General features: G+C 50.1%; 17 protein-coding genes. 3 read left to right on the top strand and 14 right to left on the bottom strand.

Going from position 1 to position 14,255, the window contains the following annotated elements:
• Positions 1-39 precede the first annotated feature (39 nt).
• The 3 genes from Q0V82_RS08900 to Q0V82_RS08910 are packed head-to-tail and all read left to right on the top strand — an operon-like array spanning position 40 to position 1,583.
• Positions 40-810, top strand: a complete 771-nt coding sequence (locus Q0V82_RS08900; RefSeq protein ID WP_297574836.1) for a threonine/serine exporter ThrE family protein — start codon at positions 40-42, stop codon at positions 808-810.
• Positions 811-1,269, top strand: a complete 459-nt coding sequence (locus Q0V82_RS08905) for a threonine/serine exporter family protein (RefSeq protein ID WP_297574838.1) — start codon at positions 811-813, stop codon at positions 1,267-1,269.
• A complete protein-coding gene (locus Q0V82_RS08910) occupies positions 1,266-1,583 on the top strand; it encodes a DUF2845 domain-containing protein (RefSeq protein WP_297574840.1) in 318 nt (105 codons plus the stop codon). Before Q0V82_RS08905 ends, Q0V82_RS08910 begins: the two co-directional genes overlap by 4 nt.
• 475 nt (positions 1,584-2,058) lie before the next feature.
• Here the strand turns inward: Q0V82_RS08910 and Q0V82_RS08915 are convergent, their stop codons facing one another.
• From Q0V82_RS08915 to Q0V82_RS08980, 14 genes are all read right to left on the bottom strand, one after another.
• Positions 2,059-2,844, bottom strand: coding sequence for a 5'-methylthioadenosine/adenosylhomocysteine nucleosidase (locus Q0V82_RS08915; RefSeq protein WP_297574842.1), 786 nt, complete (start codon positions 2,842-2,844; stop codon positions 2,059-2,061).
• 42 nt (positions 2,845-2,886) lie between these two features.
• Positions 2,887-3,573 (bottom strand): 7-cyano-7-deazaguanine synthase QueC, encoded by a 687-nt coding sequence (queC, locus tag Q0V82_RS08920; protein WP_297574844.1) that lies wholly within the window; start codon positions 3,571-3,573, stop codon positions 2,887-2,889.
• The gene (locus Q0V82_RS08925) at positions 3,570-4,901 is read right to left on the bottom strand and encodes a chloride channel protein (protein ID WP_221021683.1); all 1,332 of its coding nucleotides are present in this window, start codon (positions 4,899-4,901) and stop codon (positions 3,570-3,572) included. Before Q0V82_RS08925 ends, queC begins: the two co-directional genes overlap by 4 nt.
• A gap of 51 nt (positions 4,902-4,952) precedes the next feature.
• Positions 4,953-5,597 (bottom strand): 7-carboxy-7-deazaguanine synthase QueE, encoded by a 645-nt coding sequence (queE, locus tag Q0V82_RS08930; protein ID WP_297574847.1) that lies wholly within the window; start codon positions 5,595-5,597, stop codon positions 4,953-4,955.
• 126 nt (positions 5,598-5,723) lie between these two features.
• Positions 5,724-6,467, bottom strand: coding sequence for a tol-pal system protein YbgF (gene ybgF / locus Q0V82_RS08935; RefSeq protein WP_297574849.1), 744 nt, complete (start codon positions 6,465-6,467; stop codon positions 5,724-5,726).
• Positions 6,468-6,585: 118 nt separating this feature from the next.
• On the bottom strand, positions 6,586-7,125 hold the full coding sequence (gene pal, locus Q0V82_RS08940; RefSeq protein WP_297574851.1) for a peptidoglycan-associated lipoprotein Pal: 540 nt from the start codon (positions 7,123-7,125) through the stop codon (positions 6,586-6,588).
• A gap of 166 nt (positions 7,126-7,291) precedes the next feature.
• The gene (tolB, locus tag Q0V82_RS08945) at positions 7,292-8,563 is read right to left on the bottom strand and encodes a Tol-Pal system beta propeller repeat protein TolB (RefSeq protein WP_297574852.1); all 1,272 of its coding nucleotides are present in this window, start codon (positions 8,561-8,563) and stop codon (positions 7,292-7,294) included.
• 17 nt (positions 8,564-8,580) lie between these two features.
• Complete coding sequence (gene tolA, locus Q0V82_RS08950) at positions 8,581-9,480, bottom strand: cell envelope integrity protein TolA (protein WP_297574854.1); 900 nt, start codon at positions 9,478-9,480, stop codon at positions 8,581-8,583.
• Complete coding sequence (locus tag Q0V82_RS08955; protein ID WP_221021689.1) at positions 9,480-9,893, bottom strand: biopolymer transporter ExbD; 414 nt, start codon at positions 9,891-9,893, stop codon at positions 9,480-9,482. The genes tolA and Q0V82_RS08955 overlap by 1 nt, the downstream gene beginning before the upstream one ends.
• A 136-nt stretch (positions 9,894-10,029) precedes the next feature.
• Positions 10,030-10,689 (bottom strand): protein TolQ, encoded by a 660-nt coding sequence (gene tolQ, locus Q0V82_RS08960; RefSeq protein WP_373314862.1) that lies wholly within the window; start codon positions 10,687-10,689, stop codon positions 10,030-10,032.
• A 319-nt stretch (positions 10,690-11,008) separates the two neighbouring features.
• Positions 11,009-12,049 carry a Holliday junction branch migration DNA helicase RuvB gene (gene ruvB / locus Q0V82_RS08965; RefSeq protein WP_226764257.1) on the bottom strand — a complete coding sequence of 347 codons (1,041 nt, stop codon included), beginning with the start codon at positions 12,047-12,049 and terminating at the stop codon, positions 11,009-11,011.
• A 123-nt stretch (positions 12,050-12,172) separates the two neighbouring features.
• A complete protein-coding gene (ruvA, locus tag Q0V82_RS08970) occupies positions 12,173-12,766 on the bottom strand; it encodes a Holliday junction branch migration protein RuvA (RefSeq protein ID WP_297574856.1) in 594 nt (197 codons plus the stop codon).
• Between the two features lie 169 nt (positions 12,767-12,935).
• Positions 12,936-13,571 carry a phosphatase PAP2 family protein gene (locus tag Q0V82_RS08975; protein ID WP_297574858.1) on the bottom strand — a complete coding sequence of 212 codons (636 nt, stop codon included), beginning with the start codon at positions 13,569-13,571 and terminating at the stop codon, positions 12,936-12,938.
• 76 nt (positions 13,572-13,647) lie between these two features.
• On the bottom strand, positions 13,648-14,115 hold the full coding sequence (locus Q0V82_RS08980) for a DUF4149 domain-containing protein (protein ID WP_297574860.1): 468 nt from the start codon (positions 14,113-14,115) through the stop codon (positions 13,648-13,650).
• Positions 14,116-14,255 lie beyond the last annotated feature (140 nt).

Here is a 14,255-nt window from a genome sequence, read left to right on the forward strand (position 1 = left end):
TTTTTGATCGATCCCAAGATCGATCAGGCGGTGTTGTTTATGATGGATACTATGAAACCAAGCCAATCTCTCGCGACGATACTGACTATTGCTTTACAGGCAGGCCTACTCGCGCATCAATCCGGCGCAGGAACGCACCGCACCTCTTTAATTATTCAGCGCACGGCCAAAGCGCTTGGCGCTGCACGGGTTGAAGTCATTATTTCTTCAACCAATATTGGCGCCACCATCGAATGGGGGAGTGAGCGAGAAACTGGCTTTCGCAAAGCGCCGCATATGGGAGCCAATTTTGCTTTACTCACCACGCTCAATCAGTGGCTCTGTGCCGTTGAGCAAGGCGAGGCCAATCCCGAATTAGCGCAGCAAGCGCTAGATGAAATGGCGCAAAAGCCAGTTCTCTATCCGCGTTGGCTGATCATTATCTTGGTCGGTCTATCTTGCGGCAGCTTTGCGGCCTTATTTGGCGGTGATAGCGCTGCCATCATGATCACCACACTCGGCGCAACGCTGGGCATGATGGTGCGTTTTTACTGTGTGCTGCATCATTTCAAACCATCGGTGTTTGCCACTGCCGCCAGTTTTGTCGCTCTGCTCTGCACTGGCTTACTCAGCCATTGGACGCAAACACCCGAGGCGGCTTTAGCCGCTTCAGTCTTGTTTTTAATTCCTGGCGTACCGCTGATTAATGGCGCGGCCGATTTACTCAATGCCAATTATCTTAACGGTATGGTGCGCTTTGCTATGAGTGGCGTGATTGTGCTGGGGATTGCCATTGGGGTGAGCTTGGCATTGCGGATCTTGGGGATATAAATGCACACTTGGCTTCTAGAATTATGGGCGGCACCGGCGGCACTGGGCTTTGCGCTGTTATTTAATGTACCGCCACGCGCTTTATGGCTGTGCGCTGGCTTGGCGATTTTGGGGCATGCGGCAAGAAAATGGGTGGTGCTATTACAGGGTGATATCGTATTTGCCACCTTAGCCGCAGCGATCTTAATCGGCTTAATTGCCGAATGGTGGTCGACTCGGCGCAATGAACCGGCCATTATTTATGCCATCAGCGCCGCAATTCCAATGGTGCCCGGCACGTATATGTATCAATCGGTGCAAGCTTTACTGGGTATTGCCAGCCTACCTGCGACGGAAACCGGCGAAGCATTACTCGTTACTGCAGGTGTGAGCGGGGTAAAAGCCGTGATGATTGTCTTAGCGCTAGCATTTGGCATTGCTGCGCCACTTTTATTGTGGCCAAAAAGGAGTTCAGCATGAGATATGGCGCGGCAGCACTATTATTGGCTTGTTTCGCAGGCCCTGCGCTGGCGGAAAGTTTGCGTTGCAATCAAGCTCTAATCGACGTTGGCGACTCAATGCGCCGAGTTGAACAATATTGCGGCGAGCCCACCGATGCGCAGCAATACACCATGCCGTTCATTTATATTGATTCTCGCGGTTATCGCCGCAATGGTGGCGAGCAGGTGTATACCGAATGGATTTACAATTTTGGCCCCAATCGCTTTATGGCCAAAATACGTTTTATTGCCGGCGAAGTAACGCAAATTCATGAATTGGGTTATGGCTACTAAGACCATAGGTATCTAGATATAGCTATGGTATTTCATATTATGGATTTATATACCCATAAATAATCGGCGATGTTCAGATTACGTGTTGATGGTTTTAAGTGCCTGCGGCACATTGTTTTACAGTCGCAGTCCGCGACGGGGGCCTTCTTTCTTTGACTCGCCAAAGAAAGAGGGGGAAAGAAAGGCGATTTTGATCTCGCCCAGCTCCGCTGTGCCCTCGATTGTCGTGAGCCAAACGATAAAACCGTTTGTCTCGCTCCGCACTCGGTGCGCTTAAACGGGGTTTTAAGCCCCAGCTCGACGAGCGCGGCACAGCATCAAATCTGAACATTACCAAATAATTCTACTTAGATTTTGTTGTTAATACTGTGCCGATCGGCTCGTTATAGAGCTTAAAACCATCCACATATCACCAAAACAAAGTCCATAAAAAAAGCCATTCAACAATGAATGGCTTTTTTCTTATTCGCTGCAATTAGCGATTGGCATGCGTCCATTGCGCGCAAAACTGGCGCAAAATACCGATGCTGTATTGTGCTGCCACTTCGTCAATAAACAATTTAAAATCCAGCGGTGCGCTGTCATTGGCTTCGTCAGAAATCGTTCGCATAATCGCAAATGGGATTTGGTAATCATCACAAACCTGAGCAATCGCTGCGCCTTCCATTTCAACCGCCAATAAATCTGGCAGTTCAAGCTTTAAGCCCGCCAATACTTGCATATCATTAATAAATTGATCACCACTACCAATCAAACCATTCACAATATTGACGCGATTTAAAGCAAATTGCTGCTGCGATTCACTGCTAATTTTTTCAGCAAATTCATTGGCTAAAAAATGCTCAGCAGCGCTACGCAATTGCGCGCTTAAATCGGTGCAGCTATCAAAACGGCTCTTGCCGGTGCGTGGAATTTCAAACTTCGGTAGCATGGGCGATACATTCATATCGTGCTGAATCAACTGATCGGCAATCACAATATCACCGACGCTCAAGCCGTGATCCGCCGCGCCAGCCACACCGCTCAACACAATGTGCGACACGCCAAATTGCTGAATCAAGCTGGTGACGGTACTGGATGCCGCCACCTTACCAATCCCAGATAAGACGCAAACACAAGGCACGCCCCATAAATTACCGGTGATATATTCACGATTACCCACGGTTTGCGTTTGGGTATCTTGCAAATACTGAGTAAGACCTTGCTGCTCTTCGACCATGGCAAAAACCAAACCAAGGCGATGTTCAATAGAATTTGACATAAAAACCAATAAAAAGAATGGCCATCATCGGCCGAAAAAAATTTAAGCTGCGTAGCGCGTTGGATCCGACATTTGGGCGGCGGTAAAACCAGCGGCGCGCAAACGACAAGCATCACACACGCCACACGCCTCACCTTGATCATTGGCCTGATAACAAGTCACCGTCAAGCTGTAATCAACGCCCAATTTTTGGCCTTCAGTAACGATTTCGGCTTTTGACCAACGAATCAGTGGCGTATGAATATTGAGCGAAGAGCCTTCAACGCCCACCTTAGTCGCCAAACGTGCCATCGCTTGAAACGCCGAAATATACTCTGGGCGGCAATCGGGATAACCCGAATAATCCACCGCATTCACACCAATATAAATATCATCGGCTTTGAGCACTTCTGACCACGCCAAGGCAAACGACAGTAACACGGTATTGCGGGCTGGCACGTAGGTCACCGGAATTTCATTCGCGACCTCAATCCCATCCACTGGCACCGCAATATTGGCATCCGTCAGCGCCGAACCGCCAAAGCCTGCCAAATCAATCTTAATTACCCGATGCTCAATCGCACCTAAATCTTTCGCCACCCGCGCCGCAGCTTGCAATTCAGCATTATGCCGCTGACCATAATCAAACGACAGTGCATAGCAATCAAAGCCTTTGGCTTTGGCAATCGCCAAGCACGTTGCCGAATCCAAACCACCGGACAATAAAATAACTGCTTTTTTCTTCATCATTTTGACTTCTCTTTTTGACTCGTTTGCGCGCTTGCCGCTTGGCTTAATCCAGCAAGCACTTGCTCAGCGAGATCATGATATAAATTCGTTTTATAAATTCGGGCCACGCTCGAAGCGATCATCGCCGAGATCATGATCGAAATCACCATATCGTGGCCGTCGGTCATTTCCATTAAAATAATTGCCGACGTCAGCGGCGCGCGGGTAATCGCCGCCAATGCCGCCACCATGCCCAAGGCAATCAACTTAATTTTGAGCTCAGGATCAAAAAACGGCACAAACCAACTGCCAATCCCTGCGCCCAAACTCAATGATGGCGCAAAAATCCCGCCCGGTAATCCAGTTAAAAACGTGCCTAATTGCCCAATGAATTTAAGCGGCAAAAAGTACCACGCCAACTCGGTATGCCCGGCAATCACTTCACTGGTGATTTCAGCGCCGCTGCCATAAATCGGCGCGATCAAACCGCATAGCCCAATTAAAAATCCGCACGCAGCAATAAAATAATAAGGATGGTATTGCCGGTAATCCTTGATCTTGGGTGGCATCCAAGTCGATACGTTCACACAAAGCCAAGAAAACGCCCCACCAATCAAACCCGCCAAGACCGCAATCAATACCAAGGGCAATAAAATAGAATAACTAAACGGCGGCACATGAATCTTGCCAAAATAAACGTAATCGCCCTGCAAAGCCAAAGAGACCAAACCCGCTAAAATCACCGCGCCAAGCAATTTACCCGAGGTTTTTTCTTCTACTGAGCGCGCCAGCTCTTCAAAAGCAAACACAATCCCCGCCAGCGGGGTATTAAATGCCGCTGCAATCCCTGCTGCGCCGCCTGCCAAAATCAATTGCCGGCGAAAAACCGGATCATCAATTGGTAAGAGCTTGCGGCAAGCAAACATAATACTGGCGCCGATTTGCACCGTTGGCCCTTCGCGGCCCAACACAAAACCACTACCGAGTCCCAACACAATGCCGATGAATTTAGCGACGGCAATCCGCAATGACAATAAACGCTCGATCTGCCCTACATCATGATTGAGCTGCAAAGCGGCTTGCGCCTGCGGAATCCCGCTGCCCTGAGCGCCTGAGCCTATGTGCTCCATAATCCAGCGTATCGCCATCCCGCCTAATGGCAAAGACAACAAAGGCCACCACCACCATTTTTGCTGCATCGCGCTAAAACCAGCAAACGCCCAATCGGCCGCACTCGCCAGCAAAAAAGCCACTAAGCCAACGATTGCCGCGCCTAACCACAAAGCAATGGTCGTGCGACTGCGACTGGGTAAATGATACAGCTTGACCAATAAACGCTTAAAGACCATCGGATATCCTAGGTATACTCAGCTGAATTACTATTATCTTGGCTTGCGAGCCTATACCCCTGGCTTATCGCCCCAGAGGATTTTATGCAATTGCACTTGAACTCGCACCGGTAAGCGATCATCAATCACCCATTGCGCCAAATCGGCGGGTTTGAGGCTTTCCCAAACCGGAGAGAAAATCACCGGCGCACGCAGATCAAGTTGCTCGGCCCGCACTTTATCGCGCGCCCATTCATAATCGGCGCGATCGACCAAAACAAATTTGATTTCATCGTTTTGATTTACCGCATCGACATTCGGCCAATGCATATTGTGCATCTCGCCCGAGCCCGGCGTTTTGATATCCAATACCCGTGACACGCGTGGATCCACCGTATCAATCGGCTGGCCGCCACCGGTTTCAACGCTCACGTCAAAACCTTCATCACACAGTTGCGCAAATAATAGATGCACCGCTTTTTGCGCCAAAGGCTCGCCGCCAGTGACACAGATCGTTTTACAGCCAAAATCGCGGATTTGCTGCAGGATGTCGTCGATTTCTAGCGTTTTGCCGCCAGTAAACGCATACGCGCTATCGCAATAACCGCAGCGCATTGGGCAGCCAGTTAGGCGAACAAACACCGTCGGTAAACCCATACGGCGCGTTTCGCCTTGCAGCGAATGAAATATTTCAGTGATTCTAAGGGTCGTACGCATTACCAATCTCCTAGCCGGAATACAGTCCGGGGGAATAAAAAACGGCATCGATGATCGATGCCGAGGGGCTATTTTATACCGAAATCATGTTTACAGCAGGTAACAATTGCCCAAGCGCATGATGGCTTAATTGGGTGCCATCAAGGCTTTCTTGGCGCGCACTGCCGCATCTGATTGCGGATATTGCTCAATAATCGTAATCAGGTAATTGCGCGAGGTTTTTTTGTCGCCCATCGCCGCAGCTACGGATGCCAAGCCCAGCAGAGCATCGGCCGCTTTCGGGTCGGTTGGCGCGTTTTCTACCACGTTTTTAAATGCGCTGGTCGCAGATTTATAATCTTTACTCATCGCGTAGCTGGTGCCCAGCCAATATTGCGCTGCGGGCAGTTTGTCGCTTTTAGGAAATTCATTCGCAAATTTATTTAAAGCTGCGCTCGCGTCTTTGAATTTTTTGGCTTGTACTAAGGCCACTGCGGCATCAAAGCTCTCTTGCTCACTGGCTTGATGTACCGCTTTATTCTCGGCTTTGACTTGTTCAATCGCGCGTAAACGATTATCCAAATCGATATACAAATCTTTTTGGCGTTGAATTGCTTCATTTAAATTAAATTGCAGTACTTCATTTTGGCCATTCAGTTTGGCCAATTCATCTTTTTGCATTTCAATTTGGCGCACCAAATTGAGAATTTGTTTATTACCGGCTTCTAGTTGCTCAATGCGTATTTGATTTTGCTGCTGCAAAGTCTGCACTTTATTGGTTAAATCGAGTACTTGCTGGCGCGCCACATTGTCATCAAATAAACCGGCTTGTGAATGCGCGCTCCAAGCCAAAAACGCCAAAGCAATCAGACTTTTTTTGAAGTGGGTCATAAGTTAATCCGTTTTCTTATAAAAAGCACAAACCCCGACCGGCGGGGCTTGTGCGGATGACGCTAGGGCCTATTGACGTTGGGGGTGCCAACGGCAATAAATCGCCAACTCGCAGTCATTACTGGCTTTGCTCACCAGAGTAAACGATGTCGGCACGGCGATTGCGTGACCATGCTTCATCGGTATCACCGTTTTCTAGCGGACGCTCTTCACCAAAGCTCACCGCTTCGATTTGGCCAGCCGGTACGCCCAAAGCTTTAAGCATTGAGTTCACCGCTTCGGCGCGCTTTTGACCTAAAGCCAAATTGTATTCAGCGGTACCGCGGTTATCGGTATTGCCTTGCAAGATGATTTTAACGTCTTTGTGGCTTAACAAAAACTTAGCGTGCGCTTGCACCATTTCATTAAAATCTGGGCGAACCACATACGAATCGTAATCAAAATAAACCCGGCGTTGCGACAACACATTGCTTGGATCGGTTAATTCTGGGTACATCGACTTGCCGCTGGTTTTGCTGGTATCAACGGTTTTGATTTCGCTGCTATTAGCGTCCTTACCTGCATTACCCGCAGCAGGATCAACAATCGCTGCTGGTGGTGTGGTTGAACAAGCGCCTAACAAGGCGGCCATCATAATACTTAGAGCGATTTTTTTCATTTGTAGTTCTCCGATAAAAATTAAAAACTCACCACAGAGGCACAAAGGCACTAAGAAACTCACCACCAAATCCGACACCTAAGCGAATTAAGATGGTTATTTTTAGTTTTTCCTGAGTGTCTCTGCGCCTCTGTGGTGATCGATTTTGACCTGCTTGTGGACAATATTAGCGCAGCATCGGCCCCCAAGCAGGCTGACGAACTTCACCGTTAGGCGACTTCAAGCGTTGTTTGACTTTGCCATCGCTAGATACAATCGCCAATGTGCCACGGCGACCAATATCAGTTTCGTACAAAATCATCGCCCCATTGGGGGCAAACGACGGAGAGTCGTCCATCGTACTCGACGTTAGGGTATTGCTCCGCCGCGTATTCAAATCCATGACCGCAACACGATACCCGTTGTCGCGGGTAATGTAAGTCATATATTTACCATCGGGCGAGACTTTGGCGCTGGCATTGTAAGCGCCAGAAAAAGTCAGCCGCTCGGCATTGCCGCCATTGAGGCTAGAGCGATAAATTTGCGGGCTACCGCCACGATCTGAAGTAAAAAGAATGCTCTGACCATCGGTAGTGAAGGTCGGTTCCGTATTAATTTCACCGCCTTGGCTAACGCGGCGCGGATTACTGCCATCAACATTCACCAAAAAGATCTGGCTGCCGCCGTCTTTAGTCAACACCACCGCCAATTGACGACCATCGGGCGACCAAGCGGGCGCTGAATTACTGCCTTTAAAATTAGCCGCAGTCCAACGCTTACCCGTCGCTAACTCATGCACATACACCACCGGTTTTTCTAATTCAAACGACACATACGCCAGCTTGCCACCATCGGGCGACCATTTTGGCGACATAATCGGCATTCTAGATTTCAATACCGTTTGCGCGCCATAGCCATCGGCATCGGCCACTTGCAATTGATAGCTCTTGCCGTTTTTCAACACATAGGCAATTCGCGAAGCAAAAGCGCCCGGCTTGCCGGTGATTTTGGCGTAAATCATATCGGCAATTTGATGGCTAATCCGGCGTAATTGATTCGGGCTGCCGCGTTTTTCAAACGCAATGAGCTCTTGCTTGCTGGCGACATCAATCAGCCAAAACTTCACCAATACTTGCCCGCCCTCATTGAGCATCTGCCCAATCACCGCATACTGCGCGCCACCGGCTTGCAAGGCAGCATAATTTAGCGCGGCAGGGGTATAGGCCTGCAAGCTAGGATCATTAAAGTTCAGCACCTTAAACACCCCACTGGTATTTAAATCACTGGCAATCACTGGCGTAACCGACTGTCGATCGAGCTGCTCATTTTGAAACGGCAAAATCGCAATCGGATACTGCTGGCTACCCACGCCAACCACTTCGATGGTCATATCTGCTTGCGCCACACTGCTGGCAAGCAAGAGTAAAAAGGTCAACTGACGAAATACACGTTGCAACACACTATTCTCCTAAGTCATTACTCTTTGGGGGAAAATTCCCAGCGAATATCACGGTAATCATTAAATGTTGCGCCAGCTGGCGGTTTAGGGAATGGCGCATACAACTGAATTGCGCGCTTCACCGCTTCATCCCATTTCGGGTCGCCACTGGCCTTGATTAACTCAATCTGGCGAATCTCACCGCTGGGCAATAAATGAATCTTATACGTCACGCGTGGATTTTGATTGCTTGGGGTATAAACAATCTTCTGTTTAATATCTTGCCCCACGCCACGCGCATAGCCTTCACCTACGCCCGAACCCTTGCCTTTACCTGCACCACCCGTCGCGCCAACGGTATCACCGGTGCCACCGACTTTACCGCCGGCTTTGGCGTTAGGATTGGGTTTGCTCTGCGTATCGGCACCTAATAAATTATCAAAGCCCAAGGCGCTTTCTAATTCGCTCTTCGGTTTTTTCACTTCGGCTTTTTTCACTTCGGCTTTTTTCGGCGCGACGCTGGCTTTGGCTGGCGGCGGCGCCACGCTTGGCTTGGCCGTCGCCACTGGGGTCGGCTTGGCAGTCGGTTTAGCGCTTGGCGTTGCCGTTGGTTTGACCGTCGGTGTTGGTGTCGGTGTTGGTTTTGCTGTTGGCTTGGCTTGGATTTTTTCCGTCACCACATCCGGCACTTTGATTGGATCAATTTGCGGCTCAACTTTCGCCACCACTTTGCGCTCCGGTTTGGCTTCAACCACGGGCTGGCGCACAGGGGCGGGCGGCGGCGCGCCCCATAATTCGACCACCACAGGATCGGGCTGCTTGGTTTTCCATTGCACAGAAAACAGCAATAATCCGAGCAACAGCAAATGCATCGCGATGGCTAAAACCAGCGCCAGACCTTGATGTTCAGACGGATAATTGGATTGATTTGGCTTCATTACTGCTGTGAGACCTGTAAAGCAACTCGGGGGATTTCGGCCATGCGTAGCGCGTCGGTGGTTTGCATCACGGCGTCATAGCGAACATTTTTATCCGCAGCGATCACCACAGGGCGCTCAGTTCCGGCGGCTGCATCCACTTTGATTTTAATCGCCGCAGCGAGCGCCTTGGCGTCGGGATAAGACGTGACTTCTTGACCGTCTTTGAGCGAAATCGCGCCATCTTTATCAATATCCACCGTCATTGGATTGCCAGTCACTTGCTGGCTTGATTTGCCAGCTGAAGGCAACTCGACCAAACCCGAAGGCATTCCCGGTGCGGCCACCATAAAGATCACCAATAGCACCAACATCACATCAACATAGGGCACGACATTAATTTCATTCTTAGCACGGCGAGGGCGACGAGCCATAAGATCAATCCTTAGAATATGGCGACAATGAACAGCTAAGTCTTAAACCACAGAGACACCGAGGCACGGAGAAATTCAAAATCGAAGTTGTTTTTCTCTGCGCCTCTGCGCCGCGGTGGTTCAATATTTTTTGTACTTAGCGCCCAATTTGGCGTTGCAACACATTGGAGAATTCTTCAATAAACGTATCAAAACGACCGGCTAAACGATCCACATCATGCGCAAAGCGGTTATACGCCACCACGGCAGGAATCGCGGCAAATAAGCCAATTGCTGTGGCCACCAAAGCCTCGGCAATATGCGGTGCCACCGTGGCTAAAGTCGCTTGGCCAACATTACCCAAGCCTTTAAACGCATACATAATCCCCCACACCGTACCAAACAAACCAATGTAAGGGCTGACTGAACCGACCGAGGCCAAAAACGAAGTGTGCTTATCTAAATAATCGAGCTCACGCTGGCAAGACGCCCGCATTGCGCGCCGGGTTCCTTCCATGACATCGGATAATTCCATGCCCGATTTTTGGCGCAATTTTAAAAACTCGCTAAACCCGGCCATAAAGATTTTTTCCATGCCGATATTGTTGCGGCTGTGTTTTACCTGCTCATACAAGGCATTCAAGTCCGAGCCGCTCCAAAAGCGATCTTCAAATTCATCGGTGTGTTTTTTGGCGGTACTTAAAGTGAAATGCTTGGTAAAAATATGCCACCACGACATGAACGACAGCGCCAATAACAACACCATCACCATCTGAACGACCAAGCTCGCTTGCAACACCAAGCTAATAATCGACATATCTTCAACAGGTGCCATGTAGCAAAACTCCAAATAGGGCTCGGCAAACTCGAGTCACTGCCCGATTTTGCATTTAAGGTAAAAAAATTGATTCGCCAACGAAGCGCACAACGCGGCTGCGATATTGCCCGACGGCGCAAACTTGGCACGCTGATGGGTGCGGCCAAGCTGCCGCGTCGGCAATAGGATACGGTCACATCGACCATTGGAGTGGCCGGACCACAAAAAGTTTACTTATTTTACGGGATTTATCCGCGGTCAATCGATGAAGTTTTAATGGAATGGCATAAATTGCGTATTATTTACACGAAGTTGTCGACTACTCCGTTTTTGGCGCTTCTAATCCAAAATGTAGATAAGCGCTTAAAGTCGCCATTCGACCACGCGGCGTGCGTTGCAAAAAGCCTTGCTGGATTAAATACGGCTCAATCACTTCTTCGATAGTGTCGGAGGATTCACCAATCGCCGCCGCCACATTGTCCAAGCCCACTGGGCCACCGGCAAATTTATCCAAAATCGCGCGTAATACTTTTCTATCCATCACATCCAAACCGGCATGATCGACGTCGAGCATTTGCAGCGCTGCGTCGGCCACTTCGCGGGTGACTTTGCCATCGTGTTTCACTTCGGCAAAGTCGCGCACCCGCCGCAATAATCGATTGGCAATTCGCGGCGTGCCGCGTGAGCGACGCGCCACTTCAAACGCGCCCGCTTCGTCCATCTCTACCTGCATCAAGCTAGCCGAACGCGTCACGATGCGGGTTAGCTCTTCGGGCGTATAAAACTCTAAACGCGCCACAATGCCAAAGCGATCACGCAGCGGATTGGTCAACATCCCCGCGCGCGTGGTCGCGCCAATCAAGGTAAACGGCGGTAGATCGAGTTTGACTGAGCGCGCCGCAGGGCCTTCGCCAATCATAATATCGAGCTGAAAGTCTTCGAGCGCGGGGTAGAGGATTTCTTCCACCACTGGCGAGAGTCGATGGATTTCATCAATAAACAATACGTCGTGCGGCTCAAGATTGGTCAGCAATGCCGCCAAATCGCCAGCGCGTTCCAACACCGGCCCCGACGTTTGCCGCAAATTCACTCCCAATTCGCGGGAAATAATATGCGCTAGCGTGGTCTTACCCAGGCCCGGCGGGCCAAACAACAACACATGATCGAGCGCTTCGCCGCGCTTTTTCGCCGCTTCGATAAAAATCTCCAGCTGGCCGCGCGCCTTCATTTGCCCCACGTATTCGTCGAGCAATTTAGGCCGTAAAGCCCGCTCTTGCATGTCTTCATTGCTGGAAATTTTTTGCGCCGCAATCAATCGATCGGGCGGCGGAGCTGAAAACAGCGAGTCAGTTTCGATCATGATTTTTACTTTTAGTTAGGTATATAAACCCAGACATTGAAAATCAAAGGCTGCAGCTCTATACCATTGCCGTGCTAAGCAGTAGGCGATGCCACGCAGATTCTACCGGCGATTCAAAACGCCTTAGCCTTTGGCCAACGATTTCAACGCCATCCGAATCCCTGTTGATACATCGGCGTCGATTGGCAAGGTTTTCATCGCCATATTGGCTTCGCGCTCGTTGTAGCCCAAGGCCAGCAAGGCGTTGAGAATATCACTTCGATCATCGGGCGTGGTGGTGAATGGCAGACCGCCTGGCGTGCTGGTTAAGCTGCTGGTCGCGAGCTTACCGCGTAATTCGAGCACTAAACGCTCGGCAGTTTTTTTGCCGATGCCGGGGATGGTCGATAGGCGCTTAATGTCTTCGGCGGCTACTGCGCTGGCTAACTCGTCAGCACCCATGCCCGATAAAATCGCCAAGGCAATTTTGGCGCCAATGCCCGAAACTTTAATCAGGGTACGAAAGCTATTGCGCTCGTCTTTACTGGCAAAACCGTACAGCAATTGCGCGTCTTCTCGCACCAATAAATGCGTAAACAGCGTGGTTTTTTCACCCAAATGCGGCAGCACATAAAAAGTGCTCATCGGCACATCCACTTCATAACCAACGCCATTCACGTCAATCACAATATGCGGTGGCTGTTTTTCGAGAATAAGGCCAGTAAGACGTCCGATCATGCGCTGATTTCCTTAAAGTGGAGCAAAAGAGTCGCCAATTCATTATCACAACTGTCGACAACACAGAGCTCTAGCCTTCGGCCGAGCTATCAATGCGCTCAATTGTAACAGCGAATACTGGACGTTCGTTCACTTTGAAATCAGCGGGCCGCAAATAAGCCGCTATTGACTAAAAATCTCGCGTCGATTTGGCATAGCGCATGACAAAAAGCGCCACAATCAACGTGGCCGCCGCAAAGCCCGCCAGCACATCGCTAAAATAATGCACGCCTAAAACCACACGCGATAAGCCACACACCACGGCAAACAATAGCGCTAAGCAATAAAACAAACTTTGTCGCTCGGGATAGCGCTGCGCAAAAATAAACGCTACGCCCATCGACAGCGTCCACGCCGCCATCGAATGGCCACTGGGAAACGAGGGCGAACTGGCGTGCGCCAAATGCAACAGCTCGGGTCGGGGTCTTTGCACCGTGTATTTAATCGCCGCCGCTAAGGCCCAGCACGCGCCCACGCTCAGCGGTAAACCGATGGCGGCCAGCCGATCTGAGCGCCAAAAATACGCCGCCAACACCACGGCCAGCAACAGCGAACCGGTAAAGCTCATTAGCGCGGCCAAGATCTGGCTCAACTGCACGGGGCCGTTATACAGCGCTTGGCTCATCACCACGTCAAGGGTATTTAAGTAAGCACGATCCAGCGACAAAATCAGCAGTAGCAATAGCGCTATGCCCGCCAGCGCCAGCCATTGAAAGCGCCGCACGGCCTGAGAGTTATGATTTTGCCGTAAGCTAAAAGAGCGCATTTAATTCTTCCAAATCAATTTTGCGCGATTCTAACTGAGCCAAAAATGACAGTGTGGGTAATAAGTCATACGTATTTCAAAACCAAGCGCCGCCATGCGCCCCGACTACGCCAGCGCCAACGGTAAGCAAACTGAGCGCGAGTAAAGCGTAATGCAAGCGTTGCAACAAGCGCATCGTTGCCGCTGGATCAAGCTGTGCTTTGCGCTTTAACCAGCGATGTATCAGCCACGGCTCCAGCACAAACAACATCAAGCTAAAGATACCCCATGTGACAATCATCGCCCATAGCCACCAGGTATCGGCCAACCGCGACCAAGTATCGCTGAGATACAGCATCGCTAAGCCCGAAATCAGCACAATTTGCGTAGTGAATTTGGCCTGCAAACCAAAACGATGCTCTAGCTTTTCAAACAAAGCATAATCATCGCCGCTGCGGCGCAGCGCCGGAATCAGAATCGTCGTCACAAAGGCCACGCCGCCAATCCACAACACCACGCCCAACACATGCAGCCCACGCCATAGCGCGTAATCGTTGATGGTCATAGGTATTGGCCTCTAGGCTTTGCTAGTAAAAAGTTATGCAGATATACCTGTATATATTTGGTGTTGTTCAGATGAGGTGTTGATGGTGGTTAAAGCATCGCGGCATTCCCTCTCCCTTGATGGGAGAGGGCTAGGGTGAG

The sequence above is a fragment of the uncultured Deefgea sp. genome (genome assembly GCF_947072475.1).
Classification (GTDB): Bacteria; Pseudomonadota; Gammaproteobacteria; order Burkholderiales; family Chitinibacteraceae; genus Deefgea.

What these genes read in the sequence shown, in the direction of transcription:
- Q0V82_RS08975 (WP_297574858.1), bottom strand. Translation starts at nt 13,571, where the DNA reads ATGCGCTCTTTTAGCTTACGGCAAAATCATAACTCTCAGGCCGTGCGG.
- queE (WP_297574847.1), bottom strand. Translation starts at nt 5,597, where the DNA reads ATGCGTACGACCCTTAGAATCACTGAAATATTTCATTCGCTGCAAGGC.
- queC (WP_297574844.1), bottom strand. Translation starts at nt 3,573, where the DNA reads ATGATGAAGAAAAAAGCAGTTATTTTATTGTCCGGTGGTTTGGATTCG.
- ybgF (WP_297574849.1), bottom strand. Translation starts at nt 6,467, where the DNA reads ATGACCCACTTCAAAAAAAGTCTGATTGCTTTGGCGTTTTTGGCTTGG.
- Q0V82_RS08925 (WP_221021683.1), bottom strand. Translation starts at nt 4,901, where the DNA reads ATGGTCTTTAAGCGTTTATTGGTCAAGCTGTATCATTTACCCAGTCGC.
- ruvA (WP_297574856.1), bottom strand. Translation starts at nt 12,766, where the DNA reads ATGATCGGACGTCTTACTGGCCTTATTCTCGAAAAACAGCCACCGCAT.
- pal (WP_297574851.1), bottom strand. Translation starts at nt 7,125, where the DNA reads ATGAAAAAAATCGCTCTAAGTATTATGATGGCCGCCTTGTTAGGCGCT.
- Q0V82_RS08900 (WP_297574836.1), top strand. Translation starts at nt 40, where the DNA reads ATGATGGATACTATGAAACCAAGCCAATCTCTCGCGACGATACTGACT.
- Q0V82_RS08915 (WP_297574842.1), bottom strand. Translation starts at nt 2,844, where the DNA reads ATGTCAAATTCTATTGAACATCGCCTTGGTTTGGTTTTTGCCATGGTC.
- Q0V82_RS08905 (WP_297574838.1), top strand. Translation starts at nt 811, where the DNA reads ATGCACACTTGGCTTCTAGAATTATGGGCGGCACCGGCGGCACTGGGC.
- tolQ (WP_373314862.1), bottom strand. Translation starts at nt 10,689, where the DNA reads ATGTCGATTATTAGCTTGGTGTTGCAAGCGAGCTTGGTCGTTCAGATG.
- tolA (WP_297574854.1), bottom strand. Translation starts at nt 9,480, where the DNA reads ATGAAGCCAAATCAATCCAATTATCCGTCTGAACATCAAGGTCTGGCG.
- Q0V82_RS08955 (WP_221021689.1), bottom strand. Translation starts at nt 9,893, where the DNA reads ATGGCTCGTCGCCCTCGCCGTGCTAAGAATGAAATTAATGTCGTGCCC.
- Q0V82_RS08910 (WP_297574840.1), top strand. Translation starts at nt 1,266, where the DNA reads ATGAGATATGGCGCGGCAGCACTATTATTGGCTTGTTTCGCAGGCCCT.
- ruvB (WP_226764257.1), bottom strand. Translation starts at nt 12,049, where the DNA reads ATGATCGAAACTGACTCGCTGTTTTCAGCTCCGCCGCCCGATCGATTG.
- Q0V82_RS08980 (WP_297574860.1), bottom strand. Translation starts at nt 14,115, where the DNA reads ATGACCATCAACGATTACGCGCTATGGCGTGGGCTGCATGTGTTGGGC.